Annotated in this window: 21 protein-coding genes; all 21 read right to left on the reverse strand. The window is 41.0% G+C overall.

Features of this window, described 5'->3' with window-relative positions; genetic code table 11:
• The 21 genes from NSS80_RS11330 to NSS80_RS11430 all read right to left on the reverse strand — a co-directional run bounded on the left by NSS80_RS11330 (position 1) and on the right by NSS80_RS11430 (position 19,807).
• Entirely contained in the window at positions 1–507 is a 507-nt protein-coding gene (locus NSS80_RS11330; protein WP_007500911.1) for a ubiquinol-cytochrome c reductase iron-sulfur subunit, read from the reverse strand.
• A gap of 144 nt (positions 508–651) precedes the next feature.
• Positions 652–1,098 carry a YpiF family protein gene (locus NSS80_RS11335; protein WP_056767126.1) on the reverse strand — a complete coding sequence of 149 codons (447 nt, stop codon included), beginning with the start codon at positions 1,096–1,098 and terminating at the stop codon, positions 652–654.
• A 61-nt stretch (positions 1,099–1,159) separates the two neighbouring features.
• Positions 1,160–1,699, reverse strand: a complete 540-nt coding sequence (locus NSS80_RS11340; RefSeq protein ID WP_008344562.1) for a ReoY family proteolytic degradation factor — start codon at positions 1,697–1,699, stop codon at positions 1,160–1,162.
• Positions 1,700–1,774: 75 nt separating this feature from the next.
• Positions 1,775–3,046, reverse strand: coding sequence for a tetratricopeptide repeat protein (locus NSS80_RS11345; RefSeq protein ID WP_024428100.1), 1,272 nt, complete (start codon positions 3,044–3,046; stop codon positions 1,775–1,777).
• 280 nt (positions 3,047–3,326) lie between these two features.
• Positions 3,327–4,613 carry a 3-phosphoshikimate 1-carboxyvinyltransferase gene (gene aroA, locus NSS80_RS11350; RefSeq protein WP_025093063.1) on the reverse strand — a complete coding sequence of 429 codons (1,287 nt, stop codon included), beginning with the start codon at positions 4,611–4,613 and terminating at the stop codon, positions 3,327–3,329.
• A 10-nt stretch (positions 4,614–4,623) separates the two neighbouring features.
• On the reverse strand, positions 4,624–5,739 hold the full coding sequence (locus tag NSS80_RS11355) for a prephenate dehydrogenase (protein WP_024422796.1): 1,116 nt from the start codon (positions 5,737–5,739) through the stop codon (positions 4,624–4,626).
• A gap of 114 nt (positions 5,740–5,853) precedes the next feature.
• Positions 5,854–6,951, reverse strand: coding sequence for a histidinol-phosphate transaminase (hisC, locus tag NSS80_RS11360; RefSeq protein WP_034623462.1), 1,098 nt, complete (start codon positions 6,949–6,951; stop codon positions 5,854–5,856).
• Between the two features lie 11 nt (positions 6,952–6,962).
• Positions 6,963–7,766 carry a tryptophan synthase subunit alpha gene (trpA, locus tag NSS80_RS11365; RefSeq protein ID WP_041117822.1) on the reverse strand — a complete coding sequence of 268 codons (804 nt, stop codon included), beginning with the start codon at positions 7,764–7,766 and terminating at the stop codon, positions 6,963–6,965.
• Positions 7,763–8,962 (reverse strand): tryptophan synthase subunit beta, encoded by a 1,200-nt coding sequence (gene trpB, locus NSS80_RS11370; protein WP_041117824.1) that lies wholly within the window; start codon positions 8,960–8,962, stop codon positions 7,763–7,765. Before trpB ends, trpA begins: the two co-directional genes overlap by 4 nt.
• Positions 8,943–9,611, reverse strand: a complete 669-nt coding sequence (locus NSS80_RS11375; protein WP_041117825.1) for a phosphoribosylanthranilate isomerase — start codon at positions 9,609–9,611, stop codon at positions 8,943–8,945. Before NSS80_RS11375 ends, trpB begins: the two co-directional genes overlap by 20 nt.
• Positions 9,608–10,360: an indole-3-glycerol phosphate synthase TrpC gene (trpC, locus tag NSS80_RS11380; RefSeq protein WP_025093058.1), complete on the reverse strand. Its 753-nt coding sequence runs from the start codon at positions 10,358–10,360 to the stop codon at positions 9,608–9,610. The genes NSS80_RS11375 and trpC overlap by 4 nt, the downstream gene beginning before the upstream one ends.
• The gene (gene trpD / locus NSS80_RS11385; RefSeq protein ID WP_342498315.1) at positions 10,353–11,375 is read right to left on the reverse strand and encodes an anthranilate phosphoribosyltransferase; all 1,023 of its coding nucleotides are present in this window, start codon (positions 11,373–11,375) and stop codon (positions 10,353–10,355) included. The genes trpC and trpD overlap by 8 nt, the downstream gene beginning before the upstream one ends.
• Positions 11,347–12,894: an anthranilate synthase component I gene (trpE, locus tag NSS80_RS11390; protein WP_046311614.1), complete on the reverse strand. Its 1,548-nt coding sequence runs from the start codon at positions 12,892–12,894 to the stop codon at positions 11,347–11,349. The genes trpD and trpE overlap by 29 nt, the downstream gene beginning before the upstream one ends.
• Before the next feature lie 231 nt (positions 12,895–13,125).
• Positions 13,126–13,509, reverse strand: coding sequence for a chorismate mutase (gene aroH, locus NSS80_RS11395; protein WP_024422804.1), 384 nt, complete (start codon positions 13,507–13,509; stop codon positions 13,126–13,128).
• Positions 13,506–14,597 (reverse strand): 3-dehydroquinate synthase, encoded by a 1,092-nt coding sequence (gene aroB, locus NSS80_RS11400; protein ID WP_342498316.1) that lies wholly within the window; start codon positions 14,595–14,597, stop codon positions 13,506–13,508. The genes aroH and aroB overlap by 4 nt, the downstream gene beginning before the upstream one ends.
• Positions 14,597–15,769 (reverse strand): chorismate synthase, encoded by a 1,173-nt coding sequence (gene aroC / locus NSS80_RS11405; protein WP_024422806.1) that lies wholly within the window; start codon positions 15,767–15,769, stop codon positions 14,597–14,599. The genes aroB and aroC overlap by 1 nt, the downstream gene beginning before the upstream one ends.
• Before the next feature lie 73 nt (positions 15,770–15,842).
• Positions 15,843–16,622 carry a protein-glutamate O-methyltransferase CheR gene (locus tag NSS80_RS11410; RefSeq protein WP_034280426.1) on the reverse strand — a complete coding sequence of 260 codons (780 nt, stop codon included), beginning with the start codon at positions 16,620–16,622 and terminating at the stop codon, positions 15,843–15,845.
• Positions 16,623–16,768: 146 nt separating this feature from the next.
• Positions 16,769–17,215 carry a nucleoside-diphosphate kinase gene (gene ndk / locus NSS80_RS11415; RefSeq protein WP_024422808.1) on the reverse strand — a complete coding sequence of 149 codons (447 nt, stop codon included), beginning with the start codon at positions 17,213–17,215 and terminating at the stop codon, positions 16,769–16,771.
• A 129-nt stretch (positions 17,216–17,344) separates the two neighbouring features.
• Complete coding sequence (gene hepT, locus NSS80_RS11420) at positions 17,345–18,307, reverse strand: heptaprenyl diphosphate synthase component II (protein WP_061109294.1); 963 nt, start codon at positions 18,305–18,307, stop codon at positions 17,345–17,347.
• 24 nt (positions 18,308–18,331) lie between these two features.
• A complete protein-coding gene (locus NSS80_RS11425) occupies positions 18,332–19,036 on the reverse strand; it encodes a demethylmenaquinone methyltransferase (RefSeq protein WP_024422810.1) in 705 nt (234 codons plus the stop codon).
• A 3-nt stretch (positions 19,037–19,039) separates the two neighbouring features.
• Positions 19,040–19,807, reverse strand: a complete 768-nt coding sequence (locus tag NSS80_RS11430; RefSeq protein ID WP_061109295.1) for a heptaprenyl diphosphate synthase component 1 — start codon at positions 19,805–19,807, stop codon at positions 19,040–19,042.
• Positions 19,808–19,828: the final 21 nt, after the last annotated feature.

Below are 19,828 nucleotides of genomic sequence, written 5' to 3' on the forward strand. Positions count from 1 at the left end.
TTACCCTTCCCCTTTCGGCACAGCTTTTCCAAGATAGAGGTATCCGTCCTTCACTTGCTGCTTATAATGGTCAAGCGGTGCAAGCGGTGGAGTTCCGGGTACGTTTGTACCATCCTTGTCGTACAGCCCATAATGGCACGGGCAGAAAAATTTGTTTGGATTTTTCGGATCACTGTTCCAGTTCACTGTACATCCTAAATGTTTACAGATTGGCGATAAAGCGACAATTTCATCCCCTTCTTTGTACACCCATGCTGACCTAGATTCCTTTGACTCGTACCATGCATCTACTTGATCAATTTTAAAGTCAAAGCGCTTCGGTTCCTTTGTCAGTTCATCTACACTGACAACTTGAACCATATCCTGATCCTCTGTTCCTTTTAGCACAGGGTCAAGCGCAAAGCGAACCATAGGCATGAGCATTCCAGCGGCCATAAATCCCCCCACGCCGGTCAACGTGTAATTCAAAAATTGACGCCTGGACACTCCATGTCTCTTCTCGCTCATTTTTTTCTCCCCCCCTCAGGTCGTCAGCTACTTTATAACTGAATTAGAAAAAATTTCATAAAACTAGGACACCCTCATAATATATCAATCTATTCACAAGGTCAACATCCTAAAAAGCTATGTACAATGCAAATGTAAGGGTTTTTATGAAGGGTTCCATTTTTGTAACAAAAAGTTCAAAATTTGTTCTACACTGTCTTGAATGACTTTTTGCTTTAATTCAACCTTCAAATGCTCCAGCGGAACCGGCTTGAGCAAAAATAGCGATTCACTGATCTCAGTATGCTCTTTCCACTGGTGATCAGATGTGATCAATACGACATGCTGAAAATGATCCTTGAGCGACTGCTTCATTATGAGTATATCTTCTTGTTTCCGGTCACTCACTTCCAAATATGTATGTGGCGGAAAAAGAAAAACCCGCCCTTTTAACTGTCTTTCAAGTTCATCTGCTACAAGAATAGTAAACTCTCCTAAAGACACGGTTTGTTTCATTTGATCCGCATCAATCCCAACTAATGGAATGATAGCGGTATCAATGTAAGCTTTAGATTGCAAAAAGCGATCCGCGTCCTCTGATTGAAACCTCATCAATTTCCCCTCTTTCATGACATAAGCCCTGCCTGTGTAGGGCAAGGCTTATTCGTTCAGTTTATGACAATAGGCTTAATTCTTTTGCCAGCTTATTAAATGTTTCTTGATCATGACGGTCAAGTGCTTCATCTATCTCTTTCATGAGCCGTTCTTTTTGGAAAGTTGCGATTGAATGCTCAAGCACTTTCTCAGCAAGATCCTTATCTTTTTCGTTCTCATAAAGATCCTTTGGAATATGAGGATTTGTTTCAAGAACAGCTGCATATTCCGGCGAACGATAAGCAGAACGGAAATTCAATTGAATAAACAAATCCTGCTGTTTATTCAAACGAATATCATGAAATGACTTTTCAGCATCTGTCGTCATGATGTTTTCTTTATAAAATCTAAAGGGAACTTCATCCACACAGTGTGTTGACATGATGATTCCCCTTGGGCAAAATTCTGCTTGCTCTACAAAATGAACCTTTTCCATCAAAGAGTCGTGACTCATTAAATAATTTAATATCCAAACACACTCTCTTCGCTTTAGCTGATAATGGTTTAAGAACCACCGGATAAATTCCTTTTTTTCATTGACAGAAACAGGGGTCTGCATGTTATTCCCTCCTCTATCGTAAATTAAATTGCTATACATGAATTATTCAACAAACCAGTTCTTCATTCCTGCAAACTATAAGGAAATTTCGTCTTCAATTCTTAAAATCGTTTCTTCAATTTCTTCATTCGTGCCATCTTTCTCTAGAACTTTGCGTAATAACGGCAATGCTTCTTTTTGTCTGCCCTCTTCTAAAAGGAACGAAGCGTATTCATATAAAAAGTCACGCTCCTCATCAAAATCAGGCAGGGCAAGCTTGAAATACTCGGCAGCTTCTTTGTATTCTTCTCGCCCGACAGAAGCAGATGCAGCATACCAATTCCATTTTGGATCATCTTCCCCAAAGCTTTTAACCTCTTTAATAACATCCAGAATTTCATCAAACAACTCTTCATTTAAATAGATCGCCAGCAATGTTTGAACTGCTTCAATATAACCCGGATCGAGAGCAAGTGCTTCTTGAAGCAGTTTTTTCGCATCTTCTGAATCCCCATTTTTCAAATCAATCTTGGCACCATATAAATATAATTCTTTGTTATACTCATCAACTTTAATACCCTCTTTTACTACTTCTAAAGCCTCGTGATATAGTCCTTCTTCCTCATAACTTTTCGCTAAAGGCATATAAAGTGACGAATAGGACGGATCAATATCTTTCAGTTCTGTAAGCTGCTGAATGGCTGTTTTCGTTCTGCCAGCCCTCATTGCTGTAAATCCGTAGCCAAAAAGAGTATTTGGGTCTGCTTGATCTTTTACTGCCTTTTCGTACCATTCAAGTGCATCCTCAAATTCTCCAGCTGTGCTGAGCGATTCAGCGAGCCGCTGATACACATTGACACCGCCAACCTCATGCTGCTGATCTGCCACTTTGTAGAAATAATCGGCCGCTTTTTTTGAAAGGCCTTGAGAAAAATACAACTCACCTAATGCAAAATCGATGATGGCTTCATTCGGAAGTAGTTCTTTCGCTTTTAAAAGCTTTTGTTCACTGACTTCAAATAGTCCTTGCATTTGATACAAATCTGCCATTAACAATAAACTCTCTGGGTACGCATCATCATCTTCAGGAATCGTTTCTAATACTGAAATCGCCTTCTCTTCTTCATCAGAGTCAATCAACAGCTCTGCATAAAAACACGTTAAACCTGTTTCCTCTGGATATAAATCATGTAAATCACTGATGAGATTCCGTGCTTTATCGATATCTCCCCAATCATAATATAATTGAGCCGCTTGCGCCTTTTCTTCATCATGCAAATGCTTCTCTGCTTGAGCAAGTGTTTGGAGTCCTTTTTCAGTCTCACCCGCCTCAACTAATTTTATGGCTTCTTGTAATGAACTATTCAAATCAAACCGTTCCTTTCTGTTTCCAAAAACCTAAACTATTGTTACTTCATATCATAATCGACAGGTACACATCCAGCAAATATGTTGCTCTTTTAAAATGAACCCATTTTTGTGTTTTAAAGACTGTTTTTCATTTCATCCTATACGAAACTGATGATTTGTAAACTGCAGACACTATTTTTATCGGACAAAATGTTTTTTTTCAAGGTTTCACCTTGAGACAAGCTATGCTATATTTCTGACAAATATGCCAAAGGAAAGAAAAAGCCTGAGGACCTCCTCAGACTGTTTTCGTTAAATATTCAATGTGTTCAAAGAAATTCGGGTATGAGACACGAACAGCATCTGTATCTTCAATCTCAATTGCTTGCTTTGTCACACATGCGGCAATTCCCAGCATCATACCGATACGGTGATCTCCGTAGCTTGAGACGACTGCGCCGCCTTGAAGCGTAGTTTTACCATGAATCTTCATACCATCATCTGTTGCTTCAATATCAGCACCGAGTTTTTTAAGTTCTGATACGACTGTATCAATTCGATTGGTTTCTTTAACTTTTAACTCAGCAGCATCTTTAATGATCGTTGTTCCTTCTGCTTGGGTCGCAAGAAGCGCAATAATCGGGATTTCATCGATGAGTCTTGAAATCATGTCACCAGAAATTTCAATCCCTTTTAATGATGAAGTAGAAATCGTTAAATCACCATACGGTTCTCCGCCTTTGGCATCTACTTCATTGATCTCAAGGTTTGCACCCATAAGTTTCAGCACATCAATAATACCTGTTCTTGTTTTGTTTAGCCCGACATTTTTTAAGACAATCCGGCTGTTAGGAACGATTGATCCAGCTACAAGGAAAAATGCAGCTGAAGAGATGTCTCCAGGAACAAATATATCTGTTGCTGTTAATGTCTGGCCGCCTTCAATGGAAACACTTTGTTCATCTTCATCTAGTTTTACACCAAACATAGAGAGCATTCTTTCTGTATGATCTCTTGATTTATGTGGTTCAGTTAATGTTGTTGTACCCTCTGCTTGCAGCCCAGCTAAAAGGACAGCCGACTTAATTTGTGCACTTGCCACCGGAGACTCATAAGAGATGCCTTTTAAATGTCCGCCACGAATAGACAGTGGTGTATACTCGCCATTTGCTCTGCCGTCTATTTTGGCTCCTAGTTGTTTCAGCGGACCCGTCACACGTTTCATTGGTCTTTTGGCAATACTCTCATCACCAATTAGTGTACTGTGAAACTCACAACCAGCTAATATTCCCATCATTAATCGAATGGTTGTACCAGAATTGCCAACATCAAGAATGTCAGACGGCTCCTTGAGCTCTTTCAGTCCTTTACCATGAATGACAACATCTGTCCCTTGTTGTTCAATTTCAACGCCCATCTTTCTAAAGCAATCAATCGTACTTAAACAGTCAGCTCCAGGAAGAAAGTTTTTCACTACTGTGGTCCCTTCAGCAATTGCACCAAACATCACTGATCTATGTGAAATAGATTTATCACCTGGGATATGAATTTCTCCATTCATAGGAGCATTTTTATGAATTTTCATGTTTGTCACCTCAGTCAGCATAAAATGTATCGTAATTCGCTCTATTTTTTATACAGATTTCTGCACGCTTGCGGTCGTCGTCTGTTTGAAAACTAATGCGTAAAATCCCATTAATGTCTTCCCGCGTCTCAATAATACGGATATTAGTAATACTAATGTTTTCACTTGCTAGATGCCCTGTAATCTCCGAAATGACCCCAGGGTGATCCGGAACATCGACATACAGATCATAAAAAGCAGGAATGGCTCCTTTTTTCCTTAGAGGCAGTCCATCACGATATTCCTTTGCATCTTGAAAATAAGAGAACAATCCTTCAGCATCTTCTTGCTCTACGAAGGTTTCAATGCGGTTAATCTCTTTTTTCCATTCATGAAAACGGTCTAAAATCTTGTGTTTATTGTGCAGCAGGATATCCCTCCACATTGCAGGATTGCTTGAAGCAATTCGTGTGATATCACGAAAGCCTCCAGCAGCAAACCGTTTAACAAGTGGGAATTGTTCTTCAAAATGATGTGCTTGATGCACAAGACTGGCTGCAACAATATGAGGAAAATGGCTAATTACACTTGTCACAGCATCATGTTCTTCTGGTGTCATCTCGATGAAATGAGCATTTGTCCCCTTTAACAAATCCATCAACCGATCAACAGCTTGGCGGTTTGTTTCCTTTGCAGGCGTTAAAATGTAGAACGCATTTTCAAATAAGAAGTCTTTTGCTGCAATAACACCTGACTTATGAGAGCCTGCCATTGGATGTCCACCAATAAATTGGTACTGCTCAGGCAGCGCTTTTTCAGCAAAATGGACGACCTTTTGCTTTGTGCTGCCGACATCAGTGATTGTGAGCTCTCTTTCAATTCCAGAGTCTGCAATATCACTAAGCATCTTTACTGTTTGCTGGACAGGTGTTGCCAAAATAATGGTCGAAGATTCTTCTAAACCAGCCAGAAACGAATCAGCTGTTGCATCAATAATTCCCAGCTTTGTTGCAGCAACCATTTGCTCTTTGGAAACATCAAATCCTACAATTTTTTTATGAGGATACTCTTTTTTAATCGAGAGTGCAATGGATCCCCCAATTAAACCGAGTCCAGCGATTAATATTGTTTCGTTTGCATCATTCATATTCATCACCTGATTTTTCGCGAAAATTAAACAACCTATTTCAACAGCTTATATGTATTGAGGTTGGTACAATGAAAGCCATATCCTGCCTTAGGATATGACTTTATGGTTATGCTACGCACGAATGCCTTGCAGTAAATCGGCAAGTGTACTTAGAATGTCTTCATTTTGCTCTTCTGTTCCGACGGTAATACGTAAAGAAGTCGGAAAACCAAGTGCTTTTCCGGAACGAACAATGTAACCTTTTTTCAATAATGCATTGAACAATTCATCTGCATCTCTTTTAAAATCAATCAGCACAAAGTTTGTTTGAGATGGATAGATATATAGTCCAAAACGGTCTGCAAAATCTTGATATTGCTTGAGACCTGCTTCGTTTTTTTGTCTGCATGATTGTATGAAATCTTGATCTTTGATCGCTGCACGAGCAGCTGCCTGAGCGATACGGCTGGTATTAAACGGCTCTCTCGCTGGTTCAATGGCAGTAATCAGCTCTTCTGATGCAATTCCGTAGCCTACTCGAAGCGCTGCAAGTCCATATGCTTTAGAAAACGTTCGAAGGACAATGACATTTTGATAATTGTGTAATAAAGATAAACTGTTTGGAAAATCTTCCGCACGAACGTATTCAAAATACGCTTCATCTAGAACAACAAGCACGTGAGCTGGCACTTCATCTAAAAACGCCACAATCTCAGATTCTGACAAATGATTTCCTGTCGGGTTATTTGGATTACATACCCAGACAACCTTCGTGTTTTCATCGATCGCATCCAGCATGCCCTTCAGATCGTGAGCTCCTCCTTCTAAAAGAGGCACTTCTCGAATTTCAGCATGTTCAATCACTGCATTGTGACGGTATTGCGGAAAAGATGGAGATGGGATGACGGTATTTGTATGTTGGTCAAGGAAAGCTCTCGCAATAATTTGCACAAGTTCATCTGAGCCGTTCCCGAAAATTAATTGTTTTTCACTTACTTGAAGAAACTCAGCAAGCTCCGTTCTTAAACTTGCGCTGTACCCATCAGGATAAATCGCTAAATGTTCGAGTTCAGCTTGTATTGCCTCTCTTGCATGTACAGAACATCCAAAAGGGTTTTCATTTGAAGCCAATTTCACAATTTTGTCTAATTGATATTCTTTTTTGACCTCTTCAATTGGTTTCCCAGGTTGATACGGTTTTAGCTGTTTTAATTGATCTTTGATTTGCAAAATGTTTCACCTCATTTGAATGAATAGAGGGGACTAAATGTTTTTGCATATGTTTCAAATTCTCTTAAAGCCTCTTGACGTGTATCACTTGCCAGCAATTGTTCATGAAGCTCTTCAATTTTTTTCACAAGTGCACTTCCGACAACAACACCGTCACTCAGTTTATTCATTGAGTCTACCTGCTCTCTTGTTGAGATGCCAAAACCGACCGCAACCGGTATGTGACTCAGCTGTTTCACTTGTTGAATAAAATCTGTAATTGACGCGTCAAAGTATTGTCTGACACCTGTTACACCAAGAGATGAAACACAATACACAAAACCTTCTGCCTGCTCTACAATGTTTACTAATCGTTCCTTGCTTGTTGGTGCAACGAGTGAAATATATGAAATGTCATGTGTTTGACAGTTCTTTTGCAGCTCGCTGCTCTCTTCAAACGGCAAGTCGGGTGTTAAGAGTCCCGAAATATGATTTTTGCGCAGTAAAGCGAAAAAGTATTCTGTGTCTAATTGTAACACAGGATTATAATACGTAAATAGAATTACAGGAATTTTTACACCGTTTTTTTTCATCTTCCCTGCTAATTCTATCGCTTTTACGATATTCATGCCATGATTTAGAGCTCTTTTGGAGGCTCTTTGAATGACAGGACCGTCTGCTAATGGATCGGAATAAGGAACACCGAGTTCAATCGCATGTGCACCGGCAGCTTGAAGGGAGATAGCTAAATCAATCGTGATGTCTTCTGACGGATCTCCAGCTGTGATAAATGGGATAAATAATTTTTCGCCTTGCTCTAATTGAAATCTAATCATTTTGTTTTCCCCTCACTTTCGAGCACGTTCATTAATGTATGCACATCCTTATCGCCTCTTCCTGACAGGCAGACAAGGACGATTTCGTCTTCATTCATCGTCTTGCTTACCTCAAACGCTTTGGCTAGCGCATGTGCAGATTCAATTGCTGGCAGAATTCCTTCTTTTTCAGTCAGCAGCTTTAGTGCATCTAGTGCTTCTTGATCTGTCGCACTCACATATTCAACCCGTCCGCTCGCATGTAAATATGCGTGTTCTGGTCCAATTCCCGGATAATCTAAACCAGCAGAAATAGAATATGGCTCAATAATTTGGCCAAATTCATCTTGAATTAAATATGTCAAAGACCCGTGGATCACACCTTTGGTTCCTTTCGTGATGGTTGCAGCATGGAGCGGCGTATCGATTCCTTTTCCAGCTGCCTCTACACCAATGATATCTACCTCTTCATCTAAAAATGCCCGGTACATTCCAATGGCATTACTTCCGCCGCCAACACAGGCAATGACTTTATGAGGAAGCCTTCCTTCTTTTTCAAGCAGCTGCTCTTTTGCTTCATCACCAATCATCCGCTGGAACTCGCTGACGATTTGAGGATACGGATGAGGGCCTACAACGGAGCCAATCATATAAAAATGATCACTGCAGTGCTGAACCCAATAGCGGATGGCTTCGTTGGTTGCATCTTTTAGTGTGCCATTTCCGCTTGTGACAGGTATGACTTCAGCGCCCAGCAGTTTCATTCGGAAGACATTGAGTGATTGTCTTTCCACATCTTCTTTTCCCATAAATACCGTGCAGGATAACCCGAACTTTGCGGCCACCGTTGCAGCAGCTACTCCGTGCTGGCCCGCGCCTGTTTCTGCGATGATGTTTGATTTCCCCATTTTTTTCGCAAGCAGGGCTTGACCAAGCGCATTGTTAATTTTATGAGCACCCGTGTGGTTTAAATCTTCTCTTTTTAAATAGATTTTTGCGCCGCCGAGGTATGCTGATAATTGGTCAGCATATGTAAGCGCAGTTGGTCTGCCTGAATAGTTTCGAAGTAGTGATACATATTCTGCTTGAAAAGCAGGGTCTTCTTTTAATTCACGAAATGCCTGCTCGATTTCTGCAAGTGGCTGCATGAGCGTTTCCGGGACAAATTTCCCTCCGAATTCTCCGTATCTGCCAATCTCATTTGGATATGCGTACATCATTTAACATCCTTTCTTCGAGCGCTTCGATCTTAGCGCTGCTTTTCTTTCCGTTTTCTTCTATTCCGCTTGAAAGATCGATCGCTTCTGAACCATAGGCAAGGAGCTCTGCTATCGTTTCTGGTGTGATGCCGCCTGCAATTATGCAAGTTTTCTCCAGCCGTTTTGCATGCTGAACGTATGCAGGCACCGCCTCCCAAGCAAAAGCTGTTCCAGAGCCGCCTCTCATCCCTTTTACTTTCGCATCAATAAGGAAGCCATCGACAACAGGCGCAAATGCCGTCATTTTTTCAAGCGTGTTTGTGATATTGGATTCGTGGTGGAACACTTTCCAAACGTCAGCCCCTGTTTGTTGTTTGATTTCTTTAGCGTCATCCTGCGTTTCATCTCCATGAAGCTGTACGATATCTAAAGGTATATGTTTTGTGATCTCACACACTTTTTCGATCTTTTCATTTACAAATACACCGGCAATTTTTTTCTCACACTTTGTTTGGATGAGCCATTGTTTCACTTGATCTGGCTGGACTTGTCTTTTACTTGGAGCAAAAATAAATCCAATGGCATCTGCGTGAGATTGCGCAATACATTCCACATCATCTTGTGATACTGCCCCGCAATATTTTACATAAGGCTTCACCCTGTTCATTCTCCAAACAATGTCTGAACAGCTTTTTCTTGTGATTGTTCTCTCATTAATGATTCTCCTACAAGAACTGCACCCGCTCCATGTTTCTTCACAAAGGCCAGATCATCAAATGTTTGAATACCGCTCTCACTCACTAGTAAAACATCTTTTGGAACAAGGGGTGCGATCTCTTTTGTTTGTTCGACTGTTGTTGTAAATGTATTTAAATTCCGGTTGTTCACTCCAATGATTTCAGGAGTGAACAACTTTAAAATATTTTCCAGTGTATCTGCTGCATGTACTTCGACAAGGACATCAAGGCCTTTCTCTTTCGCTTCAGCATAGAGCTCTTGCAGCTTTTGCGGCTCAAGTACTTCTCCAATTAATAAAATGGCATCTGCCCCTATACGTCTTGACTCTTCTACCTGTATGGAGTCAATGATGAAATCTTTTCTTAAAATTGGACGATCTACGTGTTTTTTAATGAGGGATAAGTATTCGTTTTTCCCTTGAAAGAACGGTTCATCCGTTAAAACAGATAAGCAATCAGCGTTTGATTTTTCGTAAGCTTTTGCTGTTTGTAAAGGATCAAAATTCGGTTGAATGATTCCTTTGGAAGGAGACGCTTTTTTCACCTCCGCAATGAGACCAATTGAGCGATGAGGATTCATGAGTGCTTCTTTAAATGATCGTCTTTCAAAGTGTCCATCTACTGGTAACTGCAATGTTTGGATATGTTCTTTTTTGCGGGCAATGATTTGATTAAGCATAGATCTCTTCCTCTCTCGTTTTTTGTTTTAATCGAGCCAATTGTTCTTTGGCTGCGCCGTTTTTAATCGTTTCAATCGCTTTTAATGTCCCGGCCATGAGGCTTTCTGACTTCCCTGCGACATATAAAGCGGCGCCAGCATTCAGGGCTGTAATATGAAGCGGCGCCCCTTCTGTTTGATGATTCAATATATTCTGAATCAATTTAGCACTCTCTTCCGGTGATTGGACCTGAATTTCTGATAAATATCCTTTTTGCAGCCCAAAGTCTTCTGGGTTTAGTGTATATTCTGTCATGACATCTTTTTTGAGTTCAATCACATATGAATTTGCTGTAATCGTTAATTCATCCAGTCCATCTTCTCCGCAAACAAACAGCACATGTTCTGGCTCTAACGGTGCAAGGGCTTCTGCCATTAATTTTGCCTTTTCCTTTGAGTAGACACCGATGATTTGCTTTTTGGCTTGCATTGGGTGGCAAAGCGGGCCTAAGAGATTAAATACCGTCCGGAAGCCGAGCTGCTTGCGGACTGCGGCTACTTGTTTCATAGATGAATGATACAATGGTGCAAATAAAAAGCCCATGTTTTTCTCTTGTATTTGTCTTCTTGTTTCTTCTGGTGTGGATTGAATATGAATCCCAAGACACTCTAGTACGTCGGCACTCCCGCTTTTAGAAGAAACTGATCGATTTCCGTGTTTGGCGATTTTGGCTCCAGCAGCGGAAGCGACAATGGCAGCGGCAGTTGATATATTAAAGGTGGAGAGTCCATCGCCTCCTGTGCCGCAAGTATCTACTACATCAAGCGCTCGTTCCATTGGTGCTGCATTTTGCCGCATAGCTTTCACAAAACCCGTCATTTCTTCAGCGGTTTCTCCTCTATGCGCTAAAATCGAGAGACTCGCAGCGACTTCAGCATCTGTTAAAAAGCCGCTCATCATATCATGCATGAGTTTAATTGCTTCATTTTCTGATAGAAAGCCTCCATTAACAAGAGCTGATAGTCGGTGATTCATCCTGCACACTCTCCTTTTCTGAGAAAATATGTTCCGCAAGCTGAATGGCTTTCAAAAGTGCTCCTGCCTTGTTACAAGTCTCTTCCCATTCATTTTCTGGGACAGAATCAGCCACAATGCCGGCGCCTGCTTGTATAGAAGCGGTCTGATTTTTGACGCTCATCGTACGAATGGTAATACAGGAGTCGATATTGCCGTCGAATCCAATATAGGCAATACAGCCGCCATACGTTTCTCTTGGCTCAGGCTCCATTTCATTTAATAATTGCATCGCTCTTATTTTCGGGGCACCTGTTAATGTGCCTGCAGGGAATGCGGACATGAGCGCATCGACTGGATGTGTATCCCGCTTTAGCTTTCCTGTCACAATGGAGATGATGTGCATGACATGTGAAAAATTCACTACTTTTGTAAAGGTAGGTACGGATACACTGCCGTATTCTGCCACACGGCCCACATCGTTTCTGGCAAGATCCACTAGCATGTAATGCTCGGCTTTTTCCTTTTCATCTTCAAGCAGCTCTTTTGCTAGCTCAGCATCCTCTTCTATCGTTCTTCCTCGTTTTCTTGTGCCAGCAATAGGATGAATTTCTAAATGCCCATTTTTGGCATGGATTAATCGTTCTGGCGAGCTGCCGACTAAATCACGATCTTTTAATTTCATAAAATACATATAAGGAGATGGATTCACAATCCGAAGCACGCGGTATAATTCAAATGAACTCACTGACACAGGGATATCAAAGCGCTGCGAGAGTACGCCTTGAAAAATGTCACCCGCTCGAATGTATTCTTTTATTTTTTCAACATCTTTTAGAAATTGCGCTTTTTCATAGGTTGACGTCACATGTTCAAAGGACGGCGGCTCATTCATATTCCCTGATAAAATCAGTTCTTTCATATCAACCTTTGAATGAAGCTTGTGAATCATCTGTTCAAGCTGTTTTTGATTTTCTTTGTAAGCGCGTATTTTTTCGTCTTCTGTTTCATGTCCGGTTAGCTGGGTGTACTGGATAAAATGAACATGATTTGTTTCATGATCAAAAGCAATCATCGTTTGGCAGACAAATAATGTGCAATTTTCTGCCAGCGATGCGCTGCGGTGAGGCCTGACAGAAGGTTCAATGTTTGGGATTAGATCGTAGCTTAAGTACCCAACAGCCCCGCCTGTAAATGGGATATCAATATCTGGCGTTTTGATTTGATATTGCTCTTTCATCCAATCCAGCAGTTTTTTCAGCTCTTGCTTTTGCATGACTTCCTGCCCCGCAGCATCACGTGCAACGTATTTGTTTTGGTCATCATGTAAGGTTAAAAACGGATGCAATCCAATGAAGGAATATCTCGACCAGCTGGAAGACTCATCTTTGCTTTCTAGCAAATACACAATATCTTGTTTGAGCTTTTCAACAATTTGAATCGGTGAGAGCGTATCGACTGTAATGGTTTCAACAATTGGGATCGTTTTGTAGGACTCACTATCCTTTAAAAATTGGGTCAGGTTTGATTGGGAATTCATAAGCACACTCCTTAAATGGGATTAAGGAGAATGAGGGGACATATAGAGGGTTTGTATGAGTATACAAAATAAGCCTAAAAGAGGGTTACTCTTTTAGGCAGTATGATTAAATAGAAGTATCGTATCTCTGCTCAACTCTACTCATCTCAACTACCCTAGTCTCATTCTCATCTTCTCTAAGCTTGCAATGCCGTTTACACCTGTGTGTAAACTTCGGCTGTTCATATCGTATTACAATTCCTTGTTTTTTGTCAACTGTAAATCAGGGCGAAGCGTCACAGCTTCTTCCAAGTATACATGCTGTATGTCTTCCTGCTTTGTATCTGTCTGGACAGTCATTAAGACACGAATACATTGCTTTAAACCGCCATCAATGTCCAGTTCCTGCATACAAGTAACCGGTACATATGTCCATCCTTCAAATTGACGAAGTGCTTTTGCCGGAAAAACGGAGTGAATATCTTGTGTAGCTGAAATCAAGATCTGCACGACACGTTCTGGATCTACTTGGTTTCTTGAAATGATCGCTTCTAGCAGCTGTTTCGTTTTATTTAACACTTCTGTTTCTGTATCTTCTATCACAGTTGTAGCCCCACGTATCCCGCGAAACATCATAGACATCCCTCCTCCCGTTTCCATTCTTCGAGCCAGTAGTGCAGCTCATCTTTTGTGAAAGACTGTAAGGTGACGTCTCCAACCTGTTTTAATAAAACAAATTGAACACTGCCGCCTCTTGCTTTTTTATCACCAATCATCCGGTCAACAAATGTTTTCGTGGAAATATCTTTTGTGACTTTGACCGGGAAACCGAGCTCTTTCATCCACTCTTTTAGTTCCAAACGATTAAGGCTGAGCCCCAGCTGCTTTTCGCTCACATACAGCGCAAACTGCATGCCGATTGCAATGGCATCTCCGTGCGTGATGACGCCATATCCATACTCTGCTTCAATGGCATGCCCTAGTGTATGGCCTAAATTCAAAAATGCACGCACACCTTGTTCTTTTTCATCTTCTTGAACGATTGACGCTTTGACTTGAATGCCTTGATACAGCATATGTGCCAGCTCGCTTTTTGATAAATCCGTCAAAGAACGAATGGACATGAGTTCTGATAAAAATTCTTCACTTGAAATCAGTGCATGTTTGATGACTTCTGCAAAGCCTGATCTTCGTTCAATTTGAGAGAGAGTCTCAAGCATACTAGTATCATAGATCACAGCTTTCGGCTGATGAAACGCACCGATTAAATTTTTACCGAGCGGATGGTTGATCCCTGTTTTCCCGCCAACTGCACTATCATGTGCCAGCAGCGTCGTCGGCACTTGGATAAAATCAATGCCTCTCATATAAGTGGCAGCAGCAAAGCCAGCCAAATCTCCAATCACGCCTCCTCCCAGCGCAATGATGCAGGAGGAACGATCAAGCTGAAATTGAATGGCTTTCGTATGAATATGCTCAAATTCGGCAAAGGATTTTGACTGCTCTCCGCTTGGCACAACCACTTTGTTCACAGGCCACTTCTGCTGAAGTAAGCGAACCATCTCATCCCCATAAATGGCATCAACAGCTGCATCTGTGACGATTAAGAGCTTCGTATAGGAATGCCCAGTGGAAGTTATCAAGTCGACGATATTGCGTTTAATCCCATCACCGATAAATACAGGATAAGTGGCTGAAGACGTCTTAACTTCCAGTGTTTTCATTAAAATTCCCTCTGAAGCTGGCGCATTTTCTCAACATTTTCTTTAATGCGGTCGATTTGGTCAAGGCCAAACTGCTCCACAACTGCATTGGCAATTTCCCATGCAACGACTGCTTCTGCAACAACACTTGCAGCAGGAACAGCACAGCTGTCAGATCGTTCAATACTTGCAGAGAAAGGTTCTTTTGTTTCAATGTCAACGCTTTGAAGCGGCTTATAAAGCGTTGGGATTGGTTTCATAACCCCTCTTACGACAATTGGCATACCGGTTGACATTCCGCCTTCAAGACCACCTAGGCGATTTGTTTTTCTCGTATAGCCCTTTTCTTCATCCCAGATGATTTCATCATGGACCTCACTGCCGTTTTTAGAGGCTGCCTCGAAGCCAATACCGAATTCAACCCCTTTAAAAGCGTTGATACTAAGTACAGCGCCCGCAAGCTTGCTGTCCAATTTACGATCGTAATGAACATAGCTGCCAACCCCAACCGGCATCCCTTCAACGATGACTTCAACAATTCCGCCAATTGAATCGCCGTTTTTCTTCGCTTCATCAATTGCATCCATCATTTTCTGACCTGCTTCACTGTCATAGCAGCGAACAGGTGATTCTTCTGTTACCTTCTGTAAATCTTCAATAGACTCATATGCTGTATGAGCTGCTTTCACTCCGCCAATTTCAAGAACGTGGCCAGCTACTTTAATCCCTAGATGCGCCAAGATTTGTTTGGCAACTGCGCCTGCTGCTACTCGAACAGTTGTTTCGCGGGCTGATGAGCGCTCTAATACGTTTCTCATATCACGGTGTCCATATTTGATCGCCCCATTTAAATCCGCATGTCCTGGTCTTGGACGGGAGATTTGACGCTTCATTTCACTTTCTTCTTCTTCCGTGATCGGCTCTGCCCCCATCACCTTTGTCCAATGCTTCCAGTCGTTGTTTTCAACAACAAGTGCGATTGGTGAACCTAATGTTCTCCCGTGGCGAACACCACTTAACACTTTCGCCTGGTCTTTTTCAATCTGCATTCTTCTTCCGCGGCCATGACCTTTTTGTCTTCTAGCCAATTCATAATTGATGTCATCCTGCTCTATGTAAAGTCCCGCTGGAACTCCTTCAATAATTGTGGTCAGTTGTGGACCATGTGATTCACCTGCTGTTAAGTACCTCATGACTCAATCTCCCTTCATCGCATTAACGCTTTTAAGTAAAAATATAATAACACACTTGCTACTAAAAAGTCAGCTACATACCCTTCTTTTGATAAAAGAAAGTATCAGCAGATGTCAGTCCAAACTTTTCTGGGTGAAAAATTTGCTCTGTAGAACCAACAAATAATACGCCATTTTGTTTTAAACTGCTGCTCATTTTTAAGTAAATTTCTTCTTTTGCCTCTTCAGTAAAGTAAATCAGTACATTTCGGCAGACGATGAGGTCAAGCTGTTTTTCATATGGATCTGCTAAAAGGTTGTGCTTCTTAAATTGAATATGCTTTCGAACCTCATCCTTCACAGTGTAAAATGAAGAATCTTCTTTTGTGAAATATTTTTGCTTGATATGATCTGGCACCTCTTGCAGAGAGCGTTCATGATATCTGCCTTTTTGAGCTGACTGCAGAACTTTATCATCAATATCAGTTGCAATAATTTGGAAGTCTTTCACAAGAGGATGGCTTGACAGCAGCATGGAGAGTGTATATGGCTCCTCTCCTGTCGAACATGCTGCACTCCAAATCTTTAAGGTGCCGCCATTTTTCGAAAGCAGCGGCAGAATTTTTTGATCAAGTACTTCCCAGCGCTGATAGTTTCGGTAAAATTCTGACACATTTATCGTCATGCGGTCCATCGTCTCATCTAATAATGCTCTGTCCTTTTCAAGCGCGGCCGCGAATGCTTCAAAATTTTTATATCCTTTTTTATCATAAAGTGAGGTTAATCTCCGTTTCATTTGTGCTTCTTTATATAAATTTAGATCAACCCCGGTTAGTTTTTTCCATTTTCCAACAAAAACTTGATATGGATCCATCAATGTCCTCTCCTGTCTCATCTATCTTTGTCCTAGTATAGCTGTTTTTATCGAAAATTTGTATCTTCTCATGCGAAATTTCGTGCAGAAAGTTCAATATAAAAAAAAGCCAAAGTGCCCATTAGATGAACACCTTGGCTTGAATCTTAATAAATCCAGCTTGAGATGGTTTGATCCCAGCTTGTGAGTTCTTCTTGTTTGAAGAATAAGTTAATTTCTCTTTCAGCACTTTCTGGTGAGTCAGACCCATGGATAATGTTTTTCCCAACAGTCAATCCATAATCTCCTCTTATTGTTCCTGGAAGCGCTTCCTTTGGATTTGTTTTGCCGATAATCTGTCTTGTTACGTCTACTACCTGTTCACCTTGCCATACCATTGCAAATACAGGTCCTGACGTAATAAAGTCAACCAATTCCCCGAAAAATGGTTTTTCTTTATGCTCTCCGTAATGTGTTTCTGCTACTTCCTTTGGTATACTCATTAGTTTTGCACCAACAAGCTGAAGCCCCTTTTTTTCGAATCTTGACACAATGTCACCGATTAATTGTCTTTCCACACCATCAGGTTTGACCATAAGAAATGTTTTGTCCATATACGTTTTCCACCCCGTCGTTATGTATGTATAGGCTTACATTGTTACAAAGTGATCGTATCATTTTTTTTTATAATAATCAATTTTTGACAAAAAATTTCACAAAAAAACCAATCAACATCACGTTGATTAGAATTTTCGTTTCCCAATATATTTTGCAATGGAGGCGAGGGACGTTCTCGCTCGTCCTCGAGGAAGTTTGTCGAGCTGTTCAAAAGCTTTTTTCAAATACATTTCACTCACTCGAATCGAGCGGTCAATCGCATCTGTTTGTTTGAGGCTTTCAATGACAGGCTTCAGCTGCTTCTCCGTCGTTTCACTATTGATCAGCTTCAATTGGCCTTCTAGTGTCGGATTTTTCAGTGCATATAAGACTGGGAGTGTGACATTCCCTTGTAAAAGGTCTCCTCCGACAGGCTTGCCCAGCTCTTCTTCAGTTGATGTGAAATCAAGGACATCATCAATGATTTGATAGGACATGCCGACATAGTATCCAAACCAATAGAGGGCTTTATGTGTTTTTTCATCTGTTCCTGCTGCAATGGCGCCTAATTGACAGCTGCCTGCAATAAGCAAGGCTGTTTTTCGTTTGATTCTTCTTAAATATGTACGCAGGTTTTGATCCATATTATATTTATCTTTCACTTGCTCTATCTCACCAAGACAAAGCTCAACAACCATTTTTGACAAAATTTCATGTGCCATTGGGTGATTGATTTTTGTCATGTATTCAAGTGATCTCGCAAACATATAATCCCCTGTGTACATGGCAATTCTGTTATCCCATTTTGCCTTTATGGTTGGTTTGCCTCTTCTCAGCTCTGCATCATCAATGACATCATCGTGAACAAGTGATGCCATATGAATCAGCTCAAGGGCAACGGCAACATATTTAATTTTATTAATGTCATAGTCACCAAACATGCCTGAAAGGAGAACAAAAACGGGGCGGATTCGTTTTCCGCCCGCTTGCAGCAAATGAAGACCTGCTTCACTTAATAATGCATAATCAGAGCGAACGGTTTGTTCAAGCTCTTTTTCAATTATATCGATATCATGATTTAAAAAAGAGATCATTGCTTTTAGTTTCATTATCTTCACCCAAATATCGTTTATTCAAAGCTTCTTTCCGATATGTGTTGCTGCTACACCGCCTGTAAATGGATGATACGAGACATCAGACAACCCGGCCTCTTCGAACAGAGCCGCCAGCTCTTTCATGCCAGGGAACGTTTTGGCTGATTCTTGAAGCCATGAATACTCCTGATAACTTTTGGCAAACAGTTTACCAAAGAGCGGCATAATGTATTTGAAATAGATGTAGTAGCCCTGTTTAAAACCGATCATCTCAGGCTGTGATGTCTCAAGACAGACAACCATTCCGCCAGGCTTCACTACTCTTGTCATTTCCTTTAGCACCGTTAAATAATCAGGAACGTTTCTAAGTCCAAAACCGATGGTGACATAATCAAATGAGTTGTCCTCAAAAGGAAGCTCCATCGCATTGCCATGAAGCAATTCAATTTGTTTGTAGCCCCCAGTCTTCACCTTCGTTTCTCCAACACTCAGCATATTTTTGCTAAAATCAAGGCCTTTGACCTCACCTTTTTCTCCAACAGCATCTGCAAGCGCAATTGTCCAATCGGCTGTTCCGCAGCATACATCTAATGCTTTAGAGCCTTTTTGCACATTCATAAGTTTCATTGTTTTATCGCGCCATTTCTTATGCTGTTTAAAGCTGATGACAGAGTTCATTTGATCGTAGTTTTTATAAATTTTTTCAAATACACCGTGTACTCGCTGTTCTTTTGATTGCTGCATGACTTACCCTTCTTCCACTTTCTGATGGTACGCAGGCTCATTTTTCATATGATCCAAGCGATTTAATAGCTCTTTTTGAACGACCGGAGATGACACAAGATGCTCCTTGATCGGTCGTTTGGCCTTTTCATAGCCTTCATTCTCAAAATTGTCAAAACACGAATAGGCGTCCGTATAACGATCGTTCAAAAAAAGTTTTAAATGTTTGTCATTTTCTGCTTGTTTCATAAAGCGTTTATAAACAAGAAAACGACTTGCAATCTCATTCCAATGCGTTAATTGAAAGTGCTCAGAAATCCTTTGGAAAAGCGCAGATTCAACTGTAGCTACACTTTTGTAAAAGTGCGCTGCATCTTGAATGGACCGGTCATACAGTCTAATTTTATGTTCATTGATCTCTTTGATCGCCGTAGCGAGCGTGCGGATCATATAAATGTCTTTCATGTCAGAGAGAAGAGAATAATAGAGACCGCTGAAATAGTCTCCTGCCAGGATGGTCAGCTGACGATTTTTGAATTCGTCTTGCTTGATGGCTGCAGCAGTTGTGACTTCGTCATGGGTATCAAGGGCAATTTGCACAAGCATCGCCGTTAAAATATAATTTTCTTTTTTCTCTGCATCAATTTGAGCTTCTTCAAACATTGCATGAAAAAGAAGGAGCTTATCTTCATCGATGAGTGGTGCGCGTAAATGCTTCGCCAAATAAGGATGAGAAAGCTTTTTATTTAATTTTATATTTAGATTAGATAAAATTCCGTAGATGTCTTGCAAAGATATCACCCTTGTCCCAAA

The sequence above is a fragment of the Bacillus sp. FSL M8-0350 genome (assembly GCF_038593345.1).
Taxonomy (GTDB): domain Bacteria; phylum Bacillota; class Bacilli; order Bacillales; family Bacillaceae; genus Bacillus; species Bacillus safensis.